This is a genomic window from Candidatus Skiveiella danica, assembly GCF_022705245.1.
GTDB lineage: Bacteria > Pseudomonadota > Gammaproteobacteria > Burkholderiales > Burkholderiaceae_C > Skiveiella > Skiveiella danica.
Window position 1 is genome coordinate 1 of record NZ_JAKJEW010000010.1, and the last position, 24,609, is coordinate 24,609.

General features: G+C 66.6%; 22 protein-coding genes. 9 read left to right on the forward strand and 13 right to left on the reverse strand.

Annotated features, from left to right (window positions below; translation table 11 throughout):
* Together ACMUOY_RS07480 and ACMUOY_RS07485 are read left to right on the forward strand one after the other, a co-directional pair.
* A partial coding sequence (locus ACMUOY_RS07480) for a CoA-transferase (RefSeq protein ID WP_413892075.1) occupies nucleotides 1-253 on the forward strand: 253 nt, incomplete at its 5' end.
* Between the two features lie 222 nt (nucleotides 254-475).
* On the forward strand, nucleotides 476-2,410 hold the full coding sequence (locus ACMUOY_RS07485) for a GspE/PulE family protein (RefSeq protein ID WP_413892076.1): 1,935 nt from the start codon (nucleotides 476-478) through the stop codon (nucleotides 2,408-2,410).
* Between the two features lie 61 nt (nucleotides 2,411-2,471).
* Here the strand turns inward: ACMUOY_RS07485 and ACMUOY_RS07490 are convergent, their stop codons facing one another.
* On the reverse strand, nucleotides 2,472-4,049 hold the full coding sequence (locus tag ACMUOY_RS07490) for an FGGY-family carbohydrate kinase (RefSeq protein WP_413892077.1): 1,578 nt from the start codon (nucleotides 4,047-4,049) through the stop codon (nucleotides 2,472-2,474).
* Nucleotides 4,050-4,268: 219 nt separating this feature from the next.
* On the opposite strand from ACMUOY_RS07490, the gene ACMUOY_RS07495 reads away from it, so the two are divergent.
* From ACMUOY_RS07495 to ACMUOY_RS07505, 3 genes are all read left to right on the forward strand, one after another.
* Complete coding sequence (locus ACMUOY_RS07495; RefSeq protein ID WP_413892078.1) at nucleotides 4,269-5,036, forward strand: molybdate ABC transporter substrate-binding protein; 768 nt, start codon at nucleotides 4,269-4,271, stop codon at nucleotides 5,034-5,036.
* A gap of 84 nt (nucleotides 5,037-5,120) precedes the next feature.
* Nucleotides 5,121-5,369: a DUF1272 domain-containing protein gene (locus tag ACMUOY_RS07500; RefSeq protein ID WP_413892079.1), complete on the forward strand. Its 249-nt coding sequence runs from the start codon at nucleotides 5,121-5,123 to the stop codon at nucleotides 5,367-5,369.
* Nucleotides 5,370-5,399: 30 nt separating this feature from the next.
* Complete coding sequence (locus ACMUOY_RS07505) at nucleotides 5,400-6,209, forward strand: sterol desaturase family protein (protein ID WP_413892080.1); 810 nt, start codon at nucleotides 5,400-5,402, stop codon at nucleotides 6,207-6,209.
* Nucleotides 6,210-6,323: 114 nt separating this feature from the next.
* On the opposite strand, the gene ACMUOY_RS07510 is transcribed toward ACMUOY_RS07505, so the two are convergent.
* Nucleotides 6,324-7,040, reverse strand: coding sequence for a haloacid dehalogenase type II (locus ACMUOY_RS07510; RefSeq protein WP_413892081.1), 717 nt, complete (start codon nucleotides 7,038-7,040; stop codon nucleotides 6,324-6,326).
* Nucleotides 7,037-8,311, reverse strand: coding sequence for a DEAD/DEAH box helicase (locus ACMUOY_RS07515; protein WP_413892082.1), 1,275 nt, complete (start codon nucleotides 8,309-8,311; stop codon nucleotides 7,037-7,039). Before ACMUOY_RS07515 ends, ACMUOY_RS07510 begins: the two co-directional genes overlap by 4 nt.
* A 56-nt stretch (nucleotides 8,312-8,367) precedes the next feature.
* Between ACMUOY_RS07515 and cutA the strand changes: the two genes are divergently transcribed.
* From cutA to ACMUOY_RS07530, 3 genes are all read left to right on the forward strand, one after another.
* Complete coding sequence (gene cutA / locus ACMUOY_RS07520) at nucleotides 8,368-8,712, forward strand: divalent-cation tolerance protein CutA (RefSeq protein ID WP_413892083.1); 345 nt, start codon at nucleotides 8,368-8,370, stop codon at nucleotides 8,710-8,712.
* A gap of 31 nt (nucleotides 8,713-8,743) precedes the next feature.
* Nucleotides 8,744-9,529, forward strand: a complete 786-nt coding sequence (locus ACMUOY_RS07525) for a hypothetical protein (RefSeq protein WP_413892084.1) — start codon at nucleotides 8,744-8,746, stop codon at nucleotides 9,527-9,529.
* A 323-nt stretch (nucleotides 9,530-9,852) separates the two neighbouring features.
* On the forward strand, nucleotides 9,853-12,111 hold the full coding sequence (locus tag ACMUOY_RS07530) for a tetratricopeptide repeat protein (RefSeq protein ID WP_413892085.1): 2,259 nt from the start codon (nucleotides 9,853-9,855) through the stop codon (nucleotides 12,109-12,111).
* A 23-nt stretch (nucleotides 12,112-12,134) separates the two neighbouring features.
* Here ACMUOY_RS07530 and ACMUOY_RS07535 read toward each other — a convergent pair whose 3' ends face one another.
* Both ACMUOY_RS07535 and ACMUOY_RS07540 read right to left on the reverse strand, forming a co-directional pair.
* Complete coding sequence (locus ACMUOY_RS07535) at nucleotides 12,135-12,965, reverse strand: urease accessory protein UreD (RefSeq protein ID WP_413892086.1); 831 nt, start codon at nucleotides 12,963-12,965, stop codon at nucleotides 12,135-12,137.
* A gap of 106 nt (nucleotides 12,966-13,071) precedes the next feature.
* On the reverse strand, nucleotides 13,072-13,791 hold the full coding sequence (locus tag ACMUOY_RS07540) for a Crp/Fnr family transcriptional regulator (RefSeq protein ID WP_413892087.1): 720 nt from the start codon (nucleotides 13,789-13,791) through the stop codon (nucleotides 13,072-13,074).
* Between the two features lie 391 nt (nucleotides 13,792-14,182).
* On the opposite strand from ACMUOY_RS07540, the gene ACMUOY_RS07545 reads away from it, so the two are divergent.
* A complete protein-coding gene (locus tag ACMUOY_RS07545) occupies nucleotides 14,183-15,499 on the forward strand; it encodes an enoyl-acyl carrier protein reductase FabMG (RefSeq protein WP_413892088.1) in 1,317 nt (438 codons plus the stop codon).
* On the opposite strand, the gene ACMUOY_RS07550 is transcribed toward ACMUOY_RS07545, so the two are convergent.
* The 8 genes from ACMUOY_RS07550 to ACMUOY_RS07585 form a co-directional block, all read right to left on the reverse strand.
* A complete protein-coding gene (locus ACMUOY_RS07550) occupies nucleotides 15,490-15,789 on the reverse strand; it encodes a helix-turn-helix domain-containing protein (RefSeq protein WP_413892089.1) in 300 nt (99 codons plus the stop codon). The genes ACMUOY_RS07545 and ACMUOY_RS07550 overlap by 10 nt on opposite strands.
* An 81-nt stretch (nucleotides 15,790-15,870) precedes the next feature.
* Nucleotides 15,871-16,344: a nucleoside deaminase gene (locus ACMUOY_RS07555; protein ID WP_413892090.1), complete on the reverse strand. Its 474-nt coding sequence runs from the start codon at nucleotides 16,342-16,344 to the stop codon at nucleotides 15,871-15,873.
* A gap of 7 nt (nucleotides 16,345-16,351) precedes the next feature.
* The gene (locus tag ACMUOY_RS07560) at nucleotides 16,352-17,119 is read right to left on the reverse strand and encodes an ABC transporter permease (RefSeq protein WP_413892091.1); all 768 of its coding nucleotides are present in this window, start codon (nucleotides 17,117-17,119) and stop codon (nucleotides 16,352-16,354) included.
* Nucleotides 17,120-17,134: 15 nt separating this feature from the next.
* Nucleotides 17,135-17,962: an ABC transporter ATP-binding protein gene (locus tag ACMUOY_RS07565; protein WP_413892092.1), complete on the reverse strand. Its 828-nt coding sequence runs from the start codon at nucleotides 17,960-17,962 to the stop codon at nucleotides 17,135-17,137.
* Nucleotide 17,963: 1 nt separating this feature from the next.
* Nucleotides 17,964-18,992 (reverse strand): ABC transporter substrate-binding protein, encoded by a 1,029-nt coding sequence (locus ACMUOY_RS07570; RefSeq protein WP_413892093.1) that lies wholly within the window; start codon nucleotides 18,990-18,992, stop codon nucleotides 17,964-17,966.
* 176 nt (nucleotides 18,993-19,168) lie between these two features.
* Nucleotides 19,169-21,472, reverse strand: coding sequence for an NADP-dependent malic enzyme (locus ACMUOY_RS07575; RefSeq protein ID WP_413892094.1), 2,304 nt, complete (start codon nucleotides 21,470-21,472; stop codon nucleotides 19,169-19,171).
* Nucleotides 21,473-21,642: 170 nt separating this feature from the next.
* Complete coding sequence (locus ACMUOY_RS07580) at nucleotides 21,643-23,187, reverse strand: nucleobase:cation symporter-2 family protein (protein WP_413892095.1); 1,545 nt, start codon at nucleotides 23,185-23,187, stop codon at nucleotides 21,643-21,645.
* Nucleotides 23,188-23,382: 195 nt separating this feature from the next.
* The gene (locus ACMUOY_RS07585; protein ID WP_413892096.1) at nucleotides 23,383-24,606 is read right to left on the reverse strand and encodes a M20 family metallopeptidase; all 1,224 of its coding nucleotides are present in this window, start codon (nucleotides 24,604-24,606) and stop codon (nucleotides 23,383-23,385) included.
* Nucleotides 24,607-24,609 lie beyond the last annotated feature (3 nt).

Genomic DNA, 24,609 nt, shown 5'->3' on the forward strand with positions numbered 1-24,609 from the left:
GATGGACCTTGTGGGCGGCGTGAAAAGCGTGGTGGTCCTGATGGAACACGTGGCGAAGAAGAAGGACGGCGGCTTCGACCTGAAGATCCTGCCCAAATGCACCCTGCCGCTGACCGGCGTGGGCGTGGTGGACCGCATCATCACCGACCTGGCCGTGATGGACATCACCCCGCACGGCCTGAAAGTGGTGGAGATGGCGCCCGGCGTGACCGACGAGGAGCTGCAGAGCAAGACCGGCGTGCCGCTGCTCTGATCGAGCCGCCCCATCGCCCGGCCGGTTCGGGCACAGGCCGTCCACCATCGCCTGGTGGGCGGCCTTTTCGCCTTCTGGAGGGACCTCTCCAATGACCGGGAAATTGATGCAGGTCAGTTGAATTCGTCCCAACGCACGTAACATGATGTTTCAAAGTGGGTGCTCCTGCGACTGAAGGCCACATAAACAGCGCGGCGAGGGCAGAAACAGAAGGGTTTTTCCATGCAACTGTCAGAAGTCACGCTTTCGGGTTTTCCGGCCAGCGCCTCTTCGGAGCCGCTGCCGGTGCAGTCCCTGGCGCAGCTGCTGGCCGTTCGGGAACTGCAGCGCCATCAGCCCGTCATCAGCCTGCGCCAGGCGCTCGAACAGATGGGCTATGTCGATGCCGCGACCCTGGATCGGATCCAGGCGGAAAACCCGGACTATCTGCGCAGCCAGTCGGCCGAGCTGGTGCGGCGCATGCTGCTCACGTCCGATGACCTTGAGCATGCGCTGGCCCGCATGGCGGGCATCCCCGAGGTGGACACGGTGCGGTTTGCCATATTGCCCGAGGCGTTCCAGGCCCTGCGGGTGCGCGACGCCCGACTGAACGGCGTGGTGCCGTTGGGCATGGCCGAGGACCGCTTCTTCGTGGCCTCTTGCACGCCGACGGACGAGGAGGTGCGCCGGCACCTGTGCGAACTGACCGGGCGCAGCGTCACTCTGGTCTGGGCCAGCCGCGCGTCCATCCAGGCCCGGCTCGACCTTCAGGAAAGCGTCGGTGCCGCTGGGGGCCGTTCATTGCCGCCGCTGGCCATGCCAGCGCATCCCGTGGGCGCCGGCGCCTCAGCCAAGGCGCACGGGGCAGATATCGAGACGCTGGTGTCGCAGGCGCTGATCGAGATGTCGGAGGGCCAGGAGCACGAAGAGGCCGCCTCGGCGAGTGAAACCTCGGGCATGGTGCGCATGGTCAAGAAGATGATCGACGACGCGCTGGCCCTGGACGCTTCCGACATTCACATCGAGACCAACCCGGGCGAGCAGATCACCCTGATCCGTTTTCGCCGCGACGGCGACCTTGAACCCTATCTGCGCCTGCCGGCGAGGTTGCGGGCGCCGCTGGTGTCGCGCATCAAGATCATGTCGCGGCTGGATATCGCGGAGCGGCGCCGACCGCAGGACGGCAAGATCAACTTTGCCGAGTTTGGCGGGCCCAAGCTGGAGCTGCGCGTCGCCGTCATGCCCACCCACGACGGACTGGAAGATGTGGTATTGCGCCTGCTGGCCACGACCAAGCCCATTCCACTGGTCAAGCTGGGTCTGCAGCCGCGTGACGAAGACACGTTCAAGCGCCTGTCGGGCCATTCGTTCGGCCTGATCCTGGCCGCCGGGCCGACCGGCTCCGGCAAGACCACCACGCTGCATTCCATGTTGGCCGAGGTCAACACCGGCGAGCGCAAGATCTGGACGGCCGAGGACCCGATCGAGATCACACAACCTGGCCTGCGCCAGGTGCAGGTGAATCCCAAGATCGGGGTGACCTTCGCCGCCGCCATGCGCGGATTTCTGCGCGCCGACCCGGACATCATCATGATCGGCGAAATCCGCGACCCCGAGACGGCCAAGATCGCGATCGAGGCGTCCCTGACCGGCCACCTCGTGCTGTCCACGCTGCACACCAACAGCGCCTCGGAAAGCGTGGTGCGGCTGCTGGACCTGGGCATGGATCCGATGAATTTCGCCGACTCGCTGGTCGGCATCGTGGCGCAGCGACTGGTGCGTGCACTGTGTCCGCACTGCGCGACGCCGCACCGTCTGGGCCCCGGGCAATTCGACCGCCTGCTTGCCGAATACATCGATCGCTCCAGCCTGACTCCGGCCGAAGGGCAACGCCGCCTGCTTGCGGCAGCGGGGATCGAATCGCCCGAGCAGGTCCTCGTGCACACCGCCACCGGATGCGAGAAATGCAGCGGCAAGGGTTACAAGGGCCGCATGGGGATCTACGAGATTTTCGAAAACAACCCGGCCATCCGCGAACTCATCCAACGCCATGCACGACCGAGCGAGCTGTTTGAGGCGGCCATCGCTTCGGGCATGCGCAGCCTGCGCCACGACGCACTGGAAAAGCTGGTCCAGGGCAAGATCGACGTGCGTCAGGCCCGAGTGGCCTATATCTAGCGCCCGCGCGGTCACGCCCGAGCGTGATGGCTGATTCGGCCCGGCTCCAGGCCGGAGCGCTTCACGGCGTATCGTCGGCCAGGCGGGCCGGATAGCCGGTGATGACCTGGATGTCGCGGTACAGCGGCTGCAGGCGCCGGTACATGCGGCAATAGACGCGCCGGTACAGCCGGTCGTAGGTGCGGGCATGCTCGGGCTGCGGCTCAAACACCGCGCCGATGCGTGTCATCCGGGCCACTGCGGTGGCGAAATCGGGGTGGAGCTTCAGGCTCACGGCGGCCAGCATGGCGGCACCCAGGCCGCTGGTCTCGTACAGGTGCGGGCGCTCGCACGGCAGGTTGAAGATGTTGGCGGTGATCTGCATCGCCGCGTCGCTCTGCGAGCCGCCCCCCGACACGCGCAGCCGAGTGATGCGCCGGCCGCTACGGCGCTCGATGCGCTCGCGGGCCTCGCGCAGCGCGTAGGCCAGCCCCTCCAGGATCGCGCGGTACAGGTGCGCGCGGTTGTGCACGTCGCCAAAGCCGATGATCGCGCCCTTGGCCTCGGGGCCGGGCACCTTGATGCCGGGGTTCCAGAACGGCTGCAGCATCAGGCCCAGCGAGCCCGGCGGCACCGCGTTCACCAGCTCGTCGAACAGCGTCTCCGGCGCCACGCCGCGCTGCAGCGCCAGTTGCCGCTCGAACAGGCCGAACTGCTCCTTGAACCAGCTCACCATCCAGAAGCCGCGCGTGATCTGGATTTCGGTGTTGTAGTGGCCCGGCACCGCCGAGGGGTAGGGCGGCACGAAGCGGGTCGCCTCGACATAGCGGGGCGTGGTGGTGTTGATGGTGGCCGTCGTGCCGTAGGACAGGCAGGCGATTTCCGGCGTCAGGCAGCCCGCGCCGATCACCTCGCAGGCCTTGTCGGCCGCGCCCGCGATCACCGGCAGGCCCTGCGGAATGCCGGTGTCCTGCGCCACACGCGCGTCCACCTCGCCGATCACCGTGCCGGCCGGCACCAGCTCGGGCAGCATGCTGCGGCGGATCGGCAGGGCCTGCCACTTCCAGTCCCAGGGCGAGGCCCAGCGGCCCCGGCGGTAGTCGAAGGGCACATAGCCCACCTGCGACGCCACCGAGTCCACGAAGCGGCCGGTGAAGCGGTAGTTCAGGTAGCCCGACAGCAGCAGGTAATGGGCGGTTCGGGCCCAGAGTTCAGGCTGGTGCTGCGCGATCCAGTTGGCTTCGGCCTCTTTCTGGAAGAAGCGCACCGTGTTGCGCATGCCGATGGCGCGCAGTGCCGCGTCCCACCACCAGCGCAGCGGCGGGATCGCCGTGGCCCGTCGCTGGTCGAGCCAGATCATGGCCGGGCGCAAGGGCTGGCCGTCGGCATCCAGTGCGACGGTGGTGCCGCGCTGGGTGGTGATGACCACGCCACGGACGGCTTCTTTTGGCACCCGGGTGTGGGCCCACAGCAGCTGGCAGGCCTCGCACAGGCTGCGCCAGAAGGCCTCGGGGTCGTTTTCCAGCCAGCCCGGCTGCGGCGACTGGTAGGTGTCGATGGCGACCTGGGCTTTGTCCAGCAGGTGGCCGTCCAGGTCGAACAGCAGGGCGCGCACGCTCTGGGTGCCGTTGTCGATGGCCAGGATGCAGGGGACGGTCATGGTGCGGTGCGCTCCCAGGCTGTCCGGTGCGTGGGCCGGTTAATGGCGCCGGCGAGCGGCGACGCGGCCGCAGGGCACCGGCCATTGCATCTGCGCATCGATGTCTCCATGCTGTAGGTTCTGTGCGCACTGTAGTGCAAGTCCAGCGAGGGGCCGCGCCAGCGCGCCGCGGATTGCGCCTACCATGCGGCCAACGAAATCCAAGGAAGCGAGGCACCCATGCCCATTCGACGAATCCTTCATGGCCTGATCGTTGTGGCGGCGGCCTGCGCGGGCGCAGACGCTGCCGGTGCGGCCGAGCTCAAGGTGCTGACCGCGGGGGCCTTCAAGCCCGTCGTGGCGGCGTTGGCGCCAGTGTTCGAGGGTCAGACCGGGCACACGGTGCGCATCGAGAACGACACGGCCGGCGCGCTGGCGCGGCGCATTGGCAACGGCGAAGCTTTCGATGTCGTGGTGTTGACGCCGGCAGCAATGGAACTGCTGGAGCAGGCCGGGCGGGTGGCACGCGGCTCGTCCGTGCGGCTGGCGCGGGTGGCCATCGGCGTGGCGGTGAAGCAGGGTGCGCCGCTGCCTGCGATCGGGAGCGAGTCGGACTTTCGCCAAGCCTTGCTGGCGGCGCGGGCCGTGGCGTATATCGACCCTGCGGCGGGCGGCTCCAGCGGCATCTACCTGACCCAGCTGTTCCAGCGCATGGGCATCGCGGCGCAGATCGCGCCCAAGGCGGTGCTGGTACCCGGCGGTCTGGTCGCGCAGCGCCTGGTCAGCGGCGAGGCCGACCTCGCCTTGCACCAGATCAGCGAGATTCTGGCGGTGCCGGGCGTCACGCTGGTCGGCCCCATCCCGGCCGTGGTCCAGAACTACACCGTGTACGCGGGCGGCCTGGCGGCCACCTCGGCCGATCTGCCGGCCGCAAGAGCCTTTCTGGAACTGCTGGCCGGAGAACGCGCGAAGACGGTGCTGAAGGACAAAGGCATGGAGGCGCCCTGAGGGCCTTCCGAGCCGCCGGTGCGCAGTCCTGGCGCCGCTGCGTGCTGGTATAAAACCGCGAAAGCCCCAATTTGAAAGCCCGCCATGCTCCAACTGCGCCCCAGCTGCGAATGCTGCGACAAGCTCCTGCCGCCGGACTCGACCGAGGCCCGCATCTGCTCGTTCGAATGCACCTTCTGCGCGACCTGCGCCGACACTGTGCTGCACGGTGCCTGCCCCAACTGCGGCGGCGAGCTGCTGGCCCGCCCGCGCCGGCCGGCGTCCAAGCTGGCGGCCAACCCGGCCTCCACCGAGCGGGTCTACAAGCCCGCGGGCTGCGCCAGCCCCGCCTGACGCCTACTGCCGCTCGCCCGCTGCACGACCATGGACCTGCTGCACCGGCTGGCGCCCCCGCACGCGGTGCTGGCGCCGGCGCTGTGGGCCATCGCCTTCTACGGCGTGCGCTACCTCGCGATGGCGGGGCTGGCCTGGCGGGTGGCGCGCCCGACGGCCGCTGGCGGCTGGGGCCGGCCCCATGCCAACGCCCCGGCCACCTTCGACGTGCGCCGCCACCTGCGGCGCGAGCTGGGTTATTCGCTGCTCACGCTGGCGGTGTTCGGGCTGGTCAACGCGGCCCTGTATGGCTGGGGCTTCATCCACGCCAGCCGGCTGTACTACCGCGTGGCGGACTACCCCACCTGGTGGTTCTGGCTCAGCATTGCGGTGATGCTAGTGCTGCACGACACCCTGTTTTACTGGCTGCACCGCGCCATGCATTGGCCGGTGCTGTTCGGGCCGATGCACCGGGTGCACCACCGCTCCATCCACCCCACGTCCTTTGCGGCCTACAGCTTTCACCCGCTGGAGGCGGTGGGCGAGGCGCTGATCGTCACCGCCATCATCTACCTGGTGCCGGTGCATCCGCTGGCCTTTGTGATCTTCCAGACGATCTCCACCGCCTACAACGTGTACGGCCACTGCGGACGCGAGTTCTGGCCACGTGGCATGGCGTCGCATTGGCTGGGGCGCTGGATCAATACCTCCACCGCGCACGCGGCGCACCACGGGCGGGGGCGTTTCAACTACGGGCTGTACTTCCTGTTCTGGGACCGCTGGATGGGCACGCTGGACCCGGACTACGGGCGGGCCGCACCGCGCGAGGCCCTGGCACCGGGGCAGGCGCTCACCGGATAGTTATCAAGTTCGATAGCAGACAATCACCATTCCACGCTGGGATGGTGCCATTTTGATTCAATAGTGACTCTGGGAAAGCCGTCTGGGCGCCGTGCGGGCCGCTGCGAGGCAGCTTCAGCAGCCCAGCTGGTCTGCCAGCGCTGTCAGGCTCGCCGCGTGCAGGTGGTTTCCGGGTTGGGGCGAGACGTCCTTGACGTGCGCGGCGCCGAATTCCAGCGGGCGCTCAATGTAGGCGCTGCGCAGGCCGCACCCGCGGGCGCCTTCCAGGTCGTCGTGGTGCGCGGCCACCAGCATCACCTGCTCGGGCCGCAGATCGAACACCCGGGCCACGCCCAGGTAGGTGGCCGGGTCGGGCTTGTAGGCGCGGAACACCTCGGCGCTCAGAATGCAGTCCCAGGGCAGGCCGGCGCGCTTGGCCATGTCGGTCAGCAGGCCGATGTTGCCGTTGGACAGCGTGGTGATCGTGAAACGGCGCTTCAGCCGCGTGAGGCCTTCGACGCTGTCGGGCCAGGCGTCCAGCCGGTGCCAGACGCGGTTCAGGTGTCGGCGCTGGGCGTCGTCCAGATGCGCCAGTCCGAAACGCGGCAGGATGTCGTCCAGGATCAGCCGGTGCAGGTCGTCGATGAGCGTCCAGCCCAGCTCGCCGGAACGCACGCGCGCCATGGCGGGCTGGTAGCCGGCGCGCCAGGCGCGGGCAAAGGCATCGCCGTCCACGCCGGGGTGCAGCGCCTGCACCTCGCGGCAGATGCTGCCGTGCCAGTCCACCACGGTGCCGAAGATGTCGAAGGCCAGCACCTGCACGGTCTCGGCCAGGGGGTGGGGCGGGGTCATGGCGGTTTCTCCTGCTGCGCGGCTGCGGCGGCGGCGCGCAGCTTGTCTTTCTTGCTGGGGCGCCGGCCCTTGATGCCACCAGTTGGCGCGGCGGGTGTTGTCGATCCGGTGGGCGTGGCCTCGGACGCTGAAGCCTGGGGCTCGAAACCGGCGATCACCTCACGCGGCACCGGGATGCCCTGGCGCTTTTCGATCAGGCGGAAGTGCGCCTCCTGCGCCGGGCTGACGAAGCTGACCGCCAGCCCGCTCTCACCGGCACGCCCGGTGCGGCCGATGCGGTGCACGTGGTCGATGGGGGAGCGTGGGAGGTCGAAGTTCACCACCACCGGCAGCTGCGCGATGTCGATGCCCCGGCCGGCCAGGTCGGTGGAGACCACCACCTGCACGCGCCGCGCCTTGAAATCGGCCAGCACCTGGTTGCGCTTGCCCTGGCTCAGCAGGCCGTGGAAGGGCTCGGCGCTCAGGCCCGCGCGGCGCAGCTTGTCGGCCACCTGTTCGGCGGCGTACTTGGTGGCCACGAACACCAGCGCGCGCTCCCAGCCGTGCTGCGTGATCAGGTGGCGCAGCAGCTGGGTGCGTCGGGGCGCGTCCACCGCGATGGCGCGCTGGGTGATGTCGGGGCGGTCCGCCGGCTCGGCGGCGATGGCGATGCGCACCGGCTCGCGCAGCAGCTGGCCGGCCAGGGCCTGCACCGCCGGCGCAAAGGTGGCCGAGAAGAACAGGTTCTGCCGGCGCGCCGGCAGCAGCGCCAGGATGCGCGCCAGCTCCTCTGCAAAGCCCAGGTCCAGAAGCCGGTCGGCCTCGTCAAGCACCAGCGTGGCCACTGCATCCAGGCGGATCGCGTGCTGGTCGATCAGGTCCAGCAGGCGCCCCGGCGTGGCGACCACGATCTCCGCGCCGCCGCGCAGGTGCAGCATCTGCGGGTTGATCGACATCCCGCCGAAAACAATCGCCGCCTTCAGCCTCCGCGGCAGCGCGGGCACCAGTGCGCGCACCGTCTCGCCCACCTGCGTGGCCAGCTCGCGCGTGGGCACCAGCACCAGCACGCGGGTGCGTCGGGGCGTCTGGGGCGGCTCGTCGCCGAGTTGCTGCAGCAACGGCAGCACAAACGCCGCCGTCTTGCCGGAGCCGGTCTGCGCGGTGCCCAGCACATCGCGCCCGCGCAAGACCTCCGGAACAGCGGCCGACTGGATGGGGGTGGGCTGGTGCAGGCCCAGCGCGGCGGCGGCGCGCGCCAGGGCCGGGGCGAGTCCGAGTTCAACAAAAGGCATGGGCCAGTTTAAGCTCCCGCGCTGAAGCCCAGCCCAAGAACTTGCGGAGCCGCGCCATGAACGATCCAACCCCAACCGTGCCGCCCTTTGGCGTGGTGCTGACCACCCTGCCCGACGAAGCCGGCGCCGAAGCCCTGGCGCGCCAGATCGTGGACGCCGGCCTGGGCGCGTGTGCGCAGCTGCAGCCCATCCGCAGCGTCTACCGCTGGAAGGGCGAGACCTGCGCCGAGCCCGAATGGCGCCTGGTCATCAAGACCCGCGCCGACCGCTACCCGGCGCTGGAAGCCTTCATCCGCGCCCGCCACCCCTACGCGCTGCCGCAGATCGTGATGCTGCCGATCACGGCCGGCGCACCGGACTACCTGCAGTGGGTGGCCGAGGGCTCGGCCGGGGCAGAATGAACGCTCCAGAGCACCCTTGGGGGGACCGACCATGAACGCACCCGTGCCAACGCCTGCCGTGAACGGGCCTCCTGACGCCATCGCCGAGCGGCTGCAGGCCGTGTTCGACGCCCACGGCGGCACCGTGCGCTGGCAGGCGGTGGAGCGCATTGAAGCCCGGTTGTCTTCCGGCGGATTGGCCTTCATCTCCAAGTTCCAGGCCTCGGCCTTGAAAGGCCTGAGGGCCACGGTCTGGCCGCATGAGCCGCGCGTGGAACTGGGCGGCTTCGGCCAGCCGGGCGGGCGCGGCCTCTGGACGCCCGACGAGGTGCAGCTGGTCGATGCCGCCGGCACGGTGGTCGCACGGCGCAGCCAGCCGCGCGCGGCCCTGTTCACCTGGCCCAAGCGCCTGGGCTGGGACCGGCTCGACATCCTCTACTTCGCCGGCTACGCGCTGTGGAACTACCTGAGCTTTCCGCTCCTGCTGGCCCTGCCCGGTGTGCGCGTGACCGGCGTGGAGCCCGGGCGGCCCGAGGGCGTGCAGATGCTGCGCGCCGCGTTCGGGCCCCAGGTGCCTACGCACAGTGCGCAGCAGACCTTTCACGTCGATGCCGCCGGGCTGCTGCTGCGCCACGACTACACCGCCGACGTGATCGGCGGCTGGGCCACCGCGGCCAACCGCTGCCTGGCCTCGGCCGTGGTGGACGGCCTGCGCTTCTACACCCGCCGCCTCGTCACGCCACGCTTCGGCGACCACCTCGTGCTGCCGGGGCCCACGCTGGTCTGGATCGAGCTGGACGACATCCGGGTGCACGGGCGGGGCGGCGCGCAGGCCTGAGTGGGCGGCGGCCGACCTCGGTGGCCCCAGAGGCGTTCGAAGGGCCTTCAGGGCCTTATTTTCCAATCAAATTAGCGCCTTCCCATCGCCAATGGGTCATGAGATGCTATTGATTCAGAAGTGCGCGCGAGGTGACTGCGGCGCGTAGTACTTCGTGGTCATTCCCCGGTCGCGCTGTCTTGCGGCGCGACGAAGCCTTCCCGTACTGGCATCTGCAGGCCTGGGCGTGGCAGTCGCCTTCGGCCGTGGGTCCTCGGTCGGACGCCCCCTTGGTGAAGGCGGTAACCGGGGGGTGGCTGCTATCATCAATCGACGCGGACGCGATGCCGCAGACCAACGCCATTACGATGCTCCGCCAGCTCCTTGCCTCTTACATCAACACGGCCAGCGCGGCCAATGCGCGTGGTGAATTCGGAACTGCGAAAGAATGGTGCGGGCATGCGCTGCAGCGTGCGCCGGACTTGCCGGAGGCCTGGTACCACCTGGGTCTGGCGAGTGCCGGGCTGAAAAACCGTCCTGAGGCCGTCAAGGCCTTTGAAAAAGCCCGAACGCTCACCCTGCAGTCGGCCGATGCCCAGAACGCCATCGGCGTGCAGCTGATGGATCTGGGCGCCTATCCCGAAGCGGAAAAATGCCTGTTGCGGTCCGTCGAGCTGGCGCCTGGATACGCCTTTGCGGTTTCCAACCTGGGGAAGCTTCGGGATCGGCAGGGGCGGCTGGACGAGGCCGAAACGCATTTTCGCAAGGCCATCGAACTCCAACCCGACCTGGCGCCGCTCCATGCGAATCTTGGCGGTCTGTTGATCGCAAGGAAGGACTTTTCCGGGGCCCACGCGGCCTGCCAGCGGTCGGTGGAACTCGACCCGAACCTGCCCGACGGCTGGCGCAACCTGGGCATTGCACTCGGGGAACTGAAACGGTTCCCGCAGGCCGAGGCGGCCTGCCGCACCGCGATCGAGCGTGACCCGGCGGCGCCCGAGGGGTGGAGCAATCTCGGCAACTTGCTGAGCGATGTCCGGCGGTTCGATGAGGCCGAGGCCGCTTACCGCAAGGCCCTGGCGCTCGATCCCCATTCGGCGGAGACCTGGAGCAATCTCGGCAACGCGTTGAGCGAGATGAAGCAGTTCGAGGCGGCCACCGAGTGTTTTCAGAAATGCCGCGACCTCAACCCGAACCTGGACTATTCCCTGGGCAACCAGATCGCGGCCCGCATGCGGGTCTGCGACTGGAGCGACCACGCGTCCGAGATGTCGGACCTGATGGATGCGATTCGTGGCGGGAGCAAGGCAGCGAAGCCCTTCGACGTGCTGGCACTGACGACGGATCCGGCCGTTCAGCGCCAGGCGGCGGAGATCTGGTGCCGAGACCGCTGGCCGGATGGCAATCTTCCAGCGGCAACGGGCGGCAAGCCCGCCGGAGACCGGATCACCCTGGGCTATTTTTCAGCCGACTTTTTCGACCACGCGACGGCCCAGCTGATGGTCCATTTTTTCGAGCGGCAGGATCGGTCGCGCTTTGAGTTGATCGCCTTCTCCTTCGGGCCGGACCGCCACGATGCAATGACCGAGCGACTTTCCAGGGTGTTTGACCAGTCCATCGATGTGCGGTCGATGTCCGATGCCGAGGTGGCGCAGCTGGCCCATCGGCTCGGCGTGGACATTGCAGTCGATCTCAAAGGCTATACGCAGGACAGTCGCCCGGGCATCTTCGCGCACAGGGCCGCGCCCGTGCAGGTGAGTTATCTGGGTTATCCGGGCACCATGGGCGCCGGGTGGATGGATTACCTGATCGCCGACGAATGCCTGATCCCCCAGACCAGCCGCTGCCATTACACCGAGAAGATCGTCTACCTGCCGGACAGCTACCAGGTCAACGACGGGGGCCGCCGGATCGCGGAGACGGTCTTCACGCGCAGCGACATGGGCCTGCCAGAGACCGGGTTTGTGTTCTGCTGCTTCAACAACAACTACAAGATCACGCCGCAGACGTTTGACGGGTGGATGCGTATCCTCGGCCAAGTCGAGGGCAGCGTGCTCTGGCTGCTGGAGGACAACTCCGCCGCATCGGCGCATCTGCGTGCCGAAGCCGAGCGCCGGCGTATCGGGCGCGATCGGCTGGTTTTTTCCCGGCGCCTGCCCGCCGCCGAGCACCTGGCGCGGCACCGGCTGGCCGATCTGTGCCTGGACACGCTGCCCTACAACGCCCACACGACGGCGAGCGACGCGCTGTGGGCCGGGCTGCCGGTGCTGACCTGCAGTGGGCTGTCGTTTGCGAGCCGGGTTGCGGCCAGCCTGCTCCATGCCGTCGGACTGCCTGAACTCGTCACCGATCGGCAGGACGATTTTGAGCGGCTGGCGGTGGAGCTGGCCACCCAGCCGGCGCGCCTGGCTTCCGTCAAGGACAAGCTGGCGCGCAACCGCCTGTCCATGCCCCTGTTCGATACCGGGTTGTTCACCCGCCACCTCGAAGACGCTTTTGTTGCAATGGTCGAGCGCCACCGCAGCGGCCTTGCGCCCGACCATCTGCATGTTCCGCGCGGGTTGGTGGCACCCTTGACGACGACTTCGGCAAGCGCGGGCTGAATGGCGGCCGTCACGGCTGGCGCTCACATCGCCCAGATCCGCGGCCGCGTCGGCGGCAGTTGCCAGAAAAGCTCGCGCCAGGCCCCGCGCACGCGCTGCATGAGGTCCATGGCGGGCTCCACCAGGGGCGCCAGCGCGCGCACGATGACCACCCGGCCATTGGGGCTGGTGGCGCCGGCCGTGGCGGCCAGGGGATGGGCGTCGATCACTTCGCGCGCGGCGTCCAGCGCGCCCTGGCGGGCCTCGCGCCCCAGAGGACTGCCGGCGACGAAGAACACCGAGGCCAGGCAGCGGTGGCCGGCCAGGCCCAGCGGGCTGTCGAGCAGGCGCGTATCGGCGGCGTCGATCAGGCCGCGCTCCAGCCACAGGCCGGGCACTTCGAGGTGCTGCTGGAACTGCCCGCGGGCAAACGGCAGGCTGGCGCCGGGCAGGCCCAGCGCGGTGACGTCCCAGCCGAGCAGCCCGGCGCCGGGCGCCAGGTGCATCGTGAGGCGGTTCTCAGCCTGGCAGGCGTCATAGCACAGGGCCTCCAGCGGCAGCCACTCCAGGCGCGCGCCCTCGGCCAGGGTCAGCTCGGTGCGCTGCAGCGCCCGCTCGCCGGCCGAGCGGTAGAAGCGCGTGGCGCCCGGCGTGGTGAGCAGGCCGTGCGCGCCAGGGCCCACGGTGGCGGTGATGTCCAGCGTGTCGCCGCCCACCAGCCCGCCCGGTGGGTGCACCAGCACGTTGTGGCAGACCGCGTCGCCCTCGGGGTAGAGGCTTTGCAGGATGCGCAGCGGGCCCGTGTGTTGGTGGCGCAGCACGCAGCGCTCGGCCTCCACGGTGTAGTCAAGCTGCAGACGGGCGTGCCAGGTCATGAGGGCGAAAGTTCAGGATGCGATGAACGATGAAATATAGAGCAAGCCATGACCTTTCCACGCCCGCGTGTGGCGGAAAGCCCCTCAGTGGCATGGCGCTGTGCGGCTAGGGCAGCAGGCGCTGGTATTCGAGCTTGACCGCTTCGTAGCACTCGCAGGCCCGCGCCTCCAGCTTCGCACGGTTCTCGATCTTGATTCGGCCACGCATGTAGGAGATCAGCCCTTCTTTCTGCAGGCGACCTGCCGCCTGGGTGATGCTCTCGCGCCGCACGCCGAGCAGGTTCGCGATCATTTCCTGGGTGATCTCCAGTTTGTCTTCATGCAGGCGATCGACGCTCATCAGCAGCCAGCGGCACAGCTGCTGGTCCAGGGTGTGGTGCTGGTTGCAAACCGCGGTCTGGGAGGTCTGGCAGATCAGCGCCTGGGTGTACAGCAAGGCCAGGTGCTGCAACTGGCCACCCAGGGCGAACTCCCACTTCATGATCTGGCGGCTCAGCCGGTAGGCCCGGCCGGCGCTTTGCACTTCGGTGCTGCTGGGCATGCTCTCTCCGCCCATGAAGATGGAGATTCCCACCATGCCTTCGTTGCCCACCAGCGCAATTTCGCTGGACGAGCCGTCTTCCAGCACGTAGATCAGCGAGACGATGCCGGAGACCGGAAAGTGCAGAAAGTTCACATGATCACCCGACTCCGACATGGTCCAGCCCAGGGGCATGTCGACCAGTTTCAGGTCGGGCAGAAGCCGTTCGAGATCCTTCGCCGGCAGCGCGGCAAGGATTTGGTTCTGCGTGGGATCGGGTGGTGATGCTTTGTCTGTCTTGGACAAGTGAAAACTCCTGAAAGGTAGCCGTCGGCGTACCGGTTGCGCGGCGCGTTTGGGCTGCCGGGCGCCTTTCATGGGGGCGCCCAATGGAAGGGCCGCTTGCGCGTGCCCTGGCCGCGAATCTGCGGGCGGGGTGGTGAAGAGGGAGTTGCTTGAAAGGGAAGATTGAACTTCCGAGGCGGGGCGCTGGCCGGCGTGAGGGGCGAGGCCTCAACTGTCTTGGGGTCTGCCCGAAGCAGACTTTCAATGACCCATTAAGCAGGCAAGGGACACAACCTTGCATTGGCAAGGGTATGGCGCAAGCGTGCGCCGGGAGCCCCTTCTTTCGATCGCGGCCTCCGGGCCGGGAAAGGCATCAGGCATGGCCCGGCCCGCCCAAAGCAATAATAGGCACATGAACACACCGATCTCTTTGCGCGACCTTCCGCAACAAAACCTCTTTCGTCCGGGCGACGTGTTCGTCCTCTTTGGTGAACTGTTTGGCCGGGGCTATGCCAATGGCCTGGTGAACGAAGCCCGCAAGGCTGGCATGACCATCGTCGGCATCACCGTCGGGCGGCGCGACGAGGCCAATGCGCTGCGTCCGCTGAACGACGAGGAACTGGCCCAGGCTGAAAGCGCGCTGGGTGGCACGATCATCAACGTGCCACTGATGGCCGGTTTTGACCTCGATGCACCGCCGGGCACGCCCAACCCCACCGAGATGCTGGGCAAGCTGACGCTCAAGACCTGGACCGAGGACAAGCTCGACTGGGCGCACATCGAGCAATGCCGCACCGTGGGCGTGAAGCGCTTCACCGATTCGCTGGCGCAGGTGATGGCGCAGCTCGACGGCATGATCCCCGCGGGTGCCAACGTGTTCTTTGCGCACACGATGGCTGGTGGCATTCCGAAGGCCAAGGTCTTCCTGGCCATTGCCAACCGCGTGTACAAGGGGCGCGGAGAGCGTTTCATGTCGTCGCAGACGCTGCTGGACAGCGACCTGGGCAAACTGATCCTGAAGAACTTCGACGAGGTGTCGGCCAATACCTTCCAGCACCTGATCGACGCCAGCGCGGCCATCCGTGCGCGCGTGCAGGCTGCGGGTGGCGAGGTGCGCTATTCGGCCTATGGCTACCACGGCACCGAGATCCTCATCGAGGGCGCCTACACCTGGCAGACCTACACCAACTACACCCAGGGTCTGGCCAAGATGCGGCTGGAGCGCATCGCGCAGGCCGCGTGGGGGCAGGGCATCAAGGCCACGGTTTACAACTGCCCGGAGATCCGCACCAACTCGTCCGACATCTTCGCCGGCGTCGAGCTGCCGCTGGTGGGCCTGCTCAGTGCGCTGAAGAAGGAGGGCGGCGGCGCCTGGGCGCAGGCGCAGTGGCAGGCGTGCGGCGAGCTGCTGGCCGACGGCATCACCGTGGACGCCATGCTGGCGAAGGTGGAAGCCTTCCACACCAGCGACGTGATGCGGCCCTTCCGCAACTTCGCCGCCTGGCCCATGGCCAACAGCGCGGATCAGGCCGACCTGACCATCGGCACTTCGGACGAGGTGCAGAAGATGCACAAGGACAACAAGGCCCTGGTCACGGACCTGCTCAGTGCCCTGGTGATCGAGGCCACCGGGCCCCTGATGTTTCTGGAGTCTTCAGCCCCGAGCGGGCCGGTGCTCTGGCTGAACCACGACATCATTGCCCGGCAGTTGAACCAGCTTCACGCCTGAGATTCGGGCGGGTCCGCCTGCGGGGCCGGCCGCGGGATCAGTTGGTAAACCGGGTGGGTGCCCGTCAGCAGCAGGAACATCGCGAACACCGGGCCCTGCATGTTCCGGTCGCCGCTGGGGCTTTCCATCGCCTGCCAGGTGCGCGACTGCAGCCCGCCACGGCTGCCCGCCTGGACAGAATAGCCCATCAGCTCGGCCGCCTGGACCTGGCTCAAGCCGGCGGCCAGCCGTGCCGCCTTGAGTTCCTCGCCGCTGGGGGATGGCATGTCGAGCGGGATGAAGGTGGACATTGAGGTGCTGTGGCAGCGGGTTTCTTGTTCAATTTCTATAGCAAACAATGACCATTCCAAGCTGGGAAGGCACTGTTTTGACTACGATTTCCAGAAATCCAGGTGCAGCGCGGCGATTTCGGGCTCCACCTCGGGCACGGGGCCGATGACTTCGATGGTCTTGTGCCCCGCGGCGAACACGCTGCGGCAGGGCAGGTCCAGCGTCGGGTTCTCGCCGTGGTTGCCGGTGAGGTCCAGCAGGCGCCGTTCGGTCATGCCGTAGACCAGCCGGCCGATGTTCGCCCAGTACTGCGTGCCGGCGCACATCGCGCAGGGCTCCACGGTCGTGACCAGTGTGCATTGCGCGAGATAGTCGGGCGTGAAGTTGGTGGCCGCCGTGCGCGCCAGTGTCGATTCCGCGTGGTTCACCGTGTCCACGTTGCCCTGCTCGGCCAGCACCGTCTCGCCGTCGGGCGCGACCAGCAGGGCGCCAAACGGGTGGCGTCCCAGCGTCAGGGCCCGGCGCGCGACCTCGTTGGCGCGGCGCAGCTGGCGGACGACCTGTTCGAGGGTCATTCCAGGTCTAGTGATTCTGCGAGCCGCGGTGCGCCCAGGCGGTGGTGTGCTTTTCGATGAAACTGAACAGTTCGTACATCGCCATCGCCATGGCCCCCACCACCAGCAGGCCGGCAAAGGCCAGGCCCATCTGCATGGCGGAGCCCGCCGAGATCAGCAGGTAGCCGATGCCTTCGTTGGCCGCGGTCATTTCCGACACCGTGGTGCCAACGAACGCCAGCGTGATGGCGACCTTGAGCGAGCCGTAGAAGTACGGCATGGAGCGCGGCAGGCCCACCTTGACCAGCACGTCCCAGCGCTTCGCACCGAGTACGCGCAGCACGTCCTCGAGTTCGGGCTCCAGCGTGGCCAGGCCGGTGGCGATGTTCACCATGATCGGGAAGAAACTGATCAGGAAGGCGGTCAGGATGGCCGGGCCCACGCCGATGCCGAACCAGACGACCAGAATGGGCACGAAGGCCGCCTTGGGCAGGGCGTTGAAGCCCGTCATCAGCGGGTAAACGGCCGCGTAGGCCAGGCGCGAACTGCCAATGATGAAGCCCAGCAGCACGCCGACGACGATGGCGATGCCAAAGCCCACCATCGTGACCCAGAAGGTCCGCCAGGCGTGGCCGGCAATGAGGCCGCGGTATTCGATGAACTGGTTCCAGATGCGGGCCGGGCTCGGGAAGATGAACTCCGAGACGTTGAAGGCCGAACAGATGATCTGCCACAGCGCGATCACGGCCACCAGCAGCAGCCAGGGCGACCAGCGTTCGACTTGTTTCATGTTCATGGCGCGGTCCCTGCATTACTGATTGATGGTGGCGCCAGCCTTGCGCAGCGCCCCGATGTGGCCGCGCAGGTCGTGCACGATGTCGGTGAACTCGGGCGTGTAAGTGATCTCCAGGTCACGCGGACGCGGCAGGTCGATCTCGCGGCGCACCTCGAAGCGCCCCGGGCTCTTCGTCATCACGTAGACCGTGTCGGCCAGGAACACCGATTCGCGCAGGTCGTGCGTGACCAGGATCACGTTGAACTGCTGCTCGGTCCAGAGGTCGCGCAGGATGCACCACAGCTCTTCGCGGGTGAAGGCGTCGAGCGCGCCGAAGGGCTCGTCAAGCAGCAACATCTTCGGCTCGTGGATCAGCGCGCGGCAGATGCTGGCGCGCTGCTGCATGCCGCCCGAGAGCTGCCAGGGAAACTTGTCCTCGTAGCCGGCCAGGCCAACCTTTTGCAGAAGCTTGCGTGCGCGCTCCTCGTATTCCTTGCGCTTTTGCTTGAAGTTGCTGCGATAAGGCTCGACGATCTCCAGCGGCAAGAGCACGTTGTCCACGGTCGTGCGCCACGGCAGCAGCGAAGACGCCTGGAACGCCATGCCCGAGATCTTGAGCGGCCCGGTGACGGGCTGGCCGTCGATACGGATCTTGCCCATCGACGGCATCTTCAGCCCGGTGGCCAGTTTCATGAAGGTGGACTTGCCGCATCCCGACGGCCCGACGATGGCGATGAACTCGCCCTTTCGCACCTTCAGGTCGATGGCTTCGACCGCGAACTGGTTCTTCTGAAGCAGTTCCTCGTTGTAGGCGAGCCAGACGTCCGAAAAATCAACGAACCAGGGAGTGGCGGCGTCACTCATCTTATTTCTTGGGCAGCACGTCGAGCTCGGCCTTGGACGGCAGGAAGCTGGCATTCCAGACCGCGTCCGGATTGACCCGGGTTTTGGTGTTGAAAGCGTCAGACACTTGGGACGCCATCAGCGACAGGCGGGGGCCGTTGACCTGGCCGAAGCCCTCGGCGCGGGCGTTGGGGCTGTTGATGACGGTGTCGATCGCCAGTTTCAGACGGCGCGTCTCCAGTTCGGTATTGATGATGCCGTCACGGGCCTTGACGTAGGCGATGGAGGCGGCCGGATCGGCGATCACGTCCTTGGCGCCCTTGGCGATAGCGGCCAGGAAAGCTTTCACGGCGGCCGGGTTTTCCTTGAGGATCTTGGGTGTGGCAATGATGGCGTTGCCGTAAAGTTTGACCCCGTATTGCGGGTACGGCAGTATCACCACGTCCTCGGCCTTGGCGCCGCGGGCCTCCAGGTTCAGCAGCGAGGTAAAGGTGAAGCCGGTGATGGCGTCCACGTCGCCGCGCATCAACATGGTCTCACGCAGGGGCGGGTCCATCGACGTCCACTGCACGCCGCTCACGTTGTTGGCCTTGGCGAAAATCGGGAAGGCGCGGCGTCCGGCGTCGAACACCGGGGCGCCCAGCTTCTTGCCGTTCAGGTCCGCAGGGGTCTTGATGCCGGATTTTTTCAGTGCCATCACGGAAGCTGGCGTGTCGTTGTAGACCATCATGATGGCCACCGGCTTGTTGGGGGCGTCCGGGTTGTTGGCGTGGAACTCCATCAGCGCGGCCAGGTCGGCGAAGCCGAGGTCGTAGGCGCCGGAGGCCACGCGCGTGACGGTCCCGCCGGAGCCGTTACCGGCGTCCACGGTGACGTCCAGCTTGGCATCCTTGAAGTAGCCCTTGGCCACCGGCGTCAGGAACAATGCCGAGGGACCCTCGAAGCGCCAGTCGAGCTGGAACTTGATGGGGGTCGTCTGGGCATGGGCGCTTCCCAGCGCAGCGGCGGCAGCCAAAGCTGCAAAGGTTTTGACAAAGACGCGTTTTTTCATAGGGACTCCAGCCTTGGTTGTAGTTGAAGAAGGTTTAGCAAAAAGGGTGCCAGCGTAGAGCGCCTGCACCCTTCCTCATCTTCAATTGTCCCCGAAACAGGGCGCGGTCGCGTCCCCATAAACCCCAAAAAGGTGCGTTCGCGCGCCTTTTTGAATTCAGATCCTCGCGGGGATCTTCACCGCACCGCGTTCACGTCGGCCACCGCCAGCGCGGTCATGTTGACCACGCGGCGCACGGTGGCCGAGGGAGTGAGGACATGCGCCGTGGCGGCCGCGCCCAGCAGGATGGGCCCGACGGTCACACCGTGGCCGCCGGTCATCTTGAGCACATTGAACAGGATGTTCGCGGCGTCCAGATTCGGGCAGATCAGGATGTTGGCTTCGCCGGTGAGGCTGCTGTCCAAAAGGCTGGCATGCCGGATGTCGCCCGAGAGTGCGGCGTCACCCTGGAGTTCGCCATCACATTCGATGTCGGGTGCCATGGCGGCAAAAAGGTCGCGCGCCTGGCGCATCTTGCGCGCCGAAGGCCGATTCGATGAGCCGTAGTTCGAATGCGACAGGAAGGCCACCTTGGGCGGCAGACCGAACCGGCGCACCTCTTCGGCGGCCATCAGGGCGATGCTGGCCAGCTGCTCGGCGCTGGGGTCCTCGTTGACAAAGGTGTCGGCCACGAACAACGTGTGTTTCTCCAGCATCAACGCATTCAGCGTGGCAAAGCCGGGGCCGCCCGGCTTCGGTCCGATGATGTCGCGAATGTGGTCCAGGTGCACGTCAAAGCGACCCACGAGGCCGCACAGCAGGGCATCGGCATCGGCGAGCTTGACCATCAGTGAGCCAATCGTCGTGGTGGAGCGGCGCACGGCGGCCTTGGCTGCGTCCGGTGTCACCCCATGGCGACCCATCAGGCGGTGGTAGGTCTCCCAATACAGGCGGAAGCGGGGATCGTCCTCAGGGTTGACGCATTCAAAATCCTTGCCGAGTTGCAGCCGCAGGCCAGCCTTGGCGATGCGCGCCTGGATCACGGCGGGGCGTCCGATCAGGATCGGACGGGCCAGGCCGTCCTCGATGACCATCTGGACCGCGCGCAGCACGCGCTCGTCTTCCCCTTCGGCATAGGCCACGCGCTTCGTTGCAGCGGGAGCGGCCCGCGCCGCAGCGAACACCGGACTCATGAGCATGCCGGTGGAATAGACGAAGCGCGTGAGGCTTTGCCGGTAGGCGTCCATGTCGCGGATCGGGCGAGCGGCGACGCCCGAGGCTTCGGCGGCCTTGGCCACGGCTGGTGCAATGCGCAGAATCAGACGCGAGTCGAAGGGTTTCGGAATGATGTAGTCAGTGCCAAAGGCCAGATCCTGGCCGGCATAGGCATTGGCGACTTCCTCGCTGATATCCGCCTTCGCCAGGTCGGCGATCTCGCGCACACAGGCCAGCTTCATGGCCTCGGTGATCTTGGTTGCCCCGCAGTCCAGTGCACCGCGGAAGATGTAGGGGAAGCACAGGACGTTGTTGACCTGGTTCGGATAGTCCGATCGGCCAGTGGCAATGATGCAGTCCGGCCGCACGGCCTTCGCCAGTTCGGGGCGGATTTCGGGTTCCGGGTTGGCCAGCGCCAGGATGATCGGGCTGGGGGCCATCGTCTTGACCATCTCCGGCGTCAGCACGCCGGCGGCCGAGCAGCCGAGAAAGACGTCCGACTTGTCCACCACATCGGCCAGCGTGCGCGCCTCGGTGGCCTGCGCATAGCGCGCCTTGGAATCGTCGAAGCCACCGGGGCGGCCATGGTAGACCACACCTTTGGAATCGCAGACATAGACATTCTCGCGCTTCACGCCCAGGCCCACCATGACATCCAGGCAGGCCAGTGCGGCGGCTCCGGCACCGGAGACCGCGACCTTCACGTCGCCGATCTGCTTGCCGACCAGTTCCAGTCCGTTGAGCATGGCCGCGGCGGAAATGATGGCGGTGCCATGCTGGTCGTCATGGAACACCGGGATGTTCATGCGATCGCGCAACTTCTGCTCGATGTAGAAGCACTCGGGCGCTTTGATGTCTTCGAGGTTGATGCCGCCCAGGGTGGGTTCCATCGCGGCAATGATCTCGATCAGGCGATCCGGGTCGTTCTCGGCCAGTTCGATGTCGAACACATCGATGCCCGCAAACTTCTTGAACAGGCAGCCTTTGCCTTCCATCACCGGCTTGCCGGCCAGGGGGCCGATGTCGCCCAGGCCCAGCACCGCGGTGCCGTTAGTGATCACCCCCACCAGATTGCCGCGCGACGTGTACTCGTGGGCCAGTGAAGGATCCGCCTGGATGTCCAGGCACGGATACGCCACGCCGGGAGAGTATGCCAGCGACAGGTCGCGCTGGTTGGAAAGCGGTTTGGTCGGGTTGACCGAAATCTTCCCGCGCACCGGCGTGCGGTGGTATTCGCGCGCAGCGTCGCGCAGAGCCGTTTCGGCCGGGGACAGGGGCTTGTTCATGGGATCTCCTCAGATGTGGCCGTCAGGGCAGCCGTGGCCCCTGAGCCTACTGCAAAGCGGGGTGGGATCGCGTCAGTAATTGCCGCAAATCCGATCTGCATCAAATCCGCAGGGATTCGAAAGCCTTGATCGGGTGGCGCCATGTTGCGGCAGCGCCACCCGCAGAGGGATCAGTGCGCGTCGGCCTGTTTGGCAGCCTCGATGGCCTCGGAGCCGTCGCCATGGGCGCCATTGAAGTACAGGTTCAAGGCGACCGCACAGATCGACGACAACAGAATGCCCGACTCGATGAGTGGGTGGATGCTGTGCGGCATCCACTGCTTGAAGTTGGGGGCGATCAGCGGAATCATGCCGATGCCGATCGAGATGGCCACGATGAACAGGTTGTTGCGGTTGGTTTTGTAGTCGACGTTGGACAGGATGCGGATGCCGGTGGCCGCCACCATGCCGAACATCACCAGACCGGCGCCGCCCAGAACGAAGGTCGGCAGCGATTCGACAAGCGCGGCCATCTTGGGCAGCAGGCCCAGCACGATCAGAATGATGCCGCCAGCCACGCAGACGAAACGGCTGCGCACGCCCGTGACGCCCACCAGGCCCACGTTTTGAGAAAAACTGGTGTAGGGAAAGGTGTTGAAGATGCCGCCGATCAGCGTGCCCAACCCGTCCGTGCGCAGACCGGCAGCCAGCATCTTCTGATCGACCTTCTTGCCCGTCATTTCGCCCAGTGCCAGGAACATGCCGGTGGACTCGATCATGACGACGATCATCACCAGGGTCATGGTCAGGATCAGGATCGGGTCGAACACCGGGGCGGCGATCTCGAACGGCAGCACCAGGTCGACCCAGCCGGCCTTGGCCACTTTCTCGAACGTCATGAGGCCGGCCGCCGTGGCGACGATCGCGCCGATGATGATGCCCAGCAGCACCGAGATGTTGGCTATGAAGCCCTTGGCGTACTTGGCGATCAGCAGGATGGAGACCAGAACCAGGCTGGCAATGCCGATGTGCGAGAGCTGCGCATACTTCGGATTGGGTACCGTGCCCACCAGTGCCAGGCCCTTGGGAATCGCCGGGACGGCTGTCAGGGCTGAAGCGGCTGCGGCCGGCGCCGACGCGGCCACAGCCGGTGCGGGCGCCGTCACGCTGGCGTTGGCCAGGCTGCCCACATCCGCCAGCCATTTGGCGTGCTCCGGGTTGACGATGTTGGGTGCTGTCGGGCCGAAGGGATTGCCGAAGATCCAGTTGATGCCGATGCGCATCAGGCTGATGCCGATCACGGCAATGATGGTGCCGGTGACGACCGGCGGGAAGTAGCGCAGCATGCGACTGACGATCGGCGCAATGAGGATCGAGATCACCCCGGCCCCGATGATCGATCCGAAGATCAGGCCGGCGCCCGCCACGCCCGGGTTGCTGTTGGCCATCGCCACCATGGGCGCCACTGAGGCGAAGGTCACGCCCATCATCACTGGCAGCTTGATGCCGAACCACTGGGTGGCACCCAGGGACTGGATCAGCGTGACCAGGCCGCAACAGAACAGGTCGGCAGATATCAGCATGGCGACCTGCTCGGGGCTGAGCTTGAGCGCGCGGCCCACGATCAGCGGGACGGCCACGGCACCCGCGTACATGACCAGCACGTGCTGCAGGCCCAGCGCGGTCAGCTTGCTGGTGGGCAGGCGTTCGTCAACGGGGTGAACGGATTCAGACATCGGCATCTCCAGCGGTTTTCATGTAAGTGGACATAACTGTATACAAAATAGACGCGTGTTTGTATACAGAATGACCCGTAGGAGTCTCTGGATATCAGGCGGATCAGTTTTGACCTGCGTGACTGTAATCCGCCGCCGGGGGCGCGGTGAGTACAGCGACGGTGCGACGGATGCCGCCGCTGATCCCGTGTGTGTTCAGGCGAGAAGGTCGCTCAGGGAGCGTGCGATGACCTTGGTGGCCCGCCGCAGGTCTTCCAGGTCGAGGCGTTCATCTGCCCGCTTGGCATGTGACTCCAGCACGGTGCGCGGGCCGGCACCATAGATCACGCCGGGGATGCCGGCCTCGCAGAACAGGCGCACGTCGGTATACAGCGGGGTGCCGAGCGCGGGAATCGGCTCGCCGAACACCGCCTGGCCGTGGTTCTGGATCGCGTCCACCAGCGGCTGGTTGCCCGCCAGCGGCTTCATCGCATTGGCCAGCAGCATGCGTTTCACTTCCACCGTGACGCCCGGCACCGTGGCTGCAACGTCAGCGATGACCCGGCGCAGCGTCGCCTCGACATCCGCCGGGTTCTCCTCGGGAATCATGCGGCGGTCGAGCTTGAAGGTCACGCGCCCTGGAATCACGTTGGTGTTGGTGCCACCCTCGATCATGCCGACGTTCAGGTACGGGTGGGTGATGCCCTCGACCGCCGAACAGACCTGCTTGTACAGCGTGTTCTGCGCATACAGGGCATTGAGGATCTGCACGGCCGCCTGCAGCGCATCGACGCCCGAGTCGGGGATGGCCGCGTGCGCCATCTTGCCGTGCACGGTGACCTCCATCTGCAGGCAGCCGTTGTGCGCCGTGATGACCTGGTAGCTGAAGCCGGCGGCAATCATCAGGTCGGGGTGAATGACCTTGTGTTTGAGCAGCCAGCCGGGGCCGACTTCGCCGCCGAATTCCTCGTCGTAGGTAAACAGCAGTTCGACGGTGCCGGCCTTGGGTTGCACGACGGCTTCGAGCGCCCGTACCGCGAAGGCATAGGTCGAAAAGTCGCACTTGCTCACGGCGGCCGCGCGGCCGTAGATCTTCCCGTCGGCAATCTCGCCGCCATAGGGGTCGTGCGTCCAGCCCTCGCCGGGGGGCACCACATCGCCGTGCGCGTTCAGCAGCACGGATTTTCCGGGGCCATACCTGCGGCGGACCACCAGGTTGGTGATGCTTTCCAGTCCGGCGGCACGCACTTCGGCTTCGGGCACCGGGTGCTTTTCGACGTCCAGTCCCATCGCGCGCAGGAGATCGGCCGCACGGTCGGCATGCGGCGCATTGTTGCCAGGTGGGGTGTCCGTGGGCACGCGGATCAATTCCTGAAGGAACCGCACCTGTTCGTCAAAGTGGGCGTCGATCCAGGCGTCGAGTTGTTCGTAGGTGTTCATGGG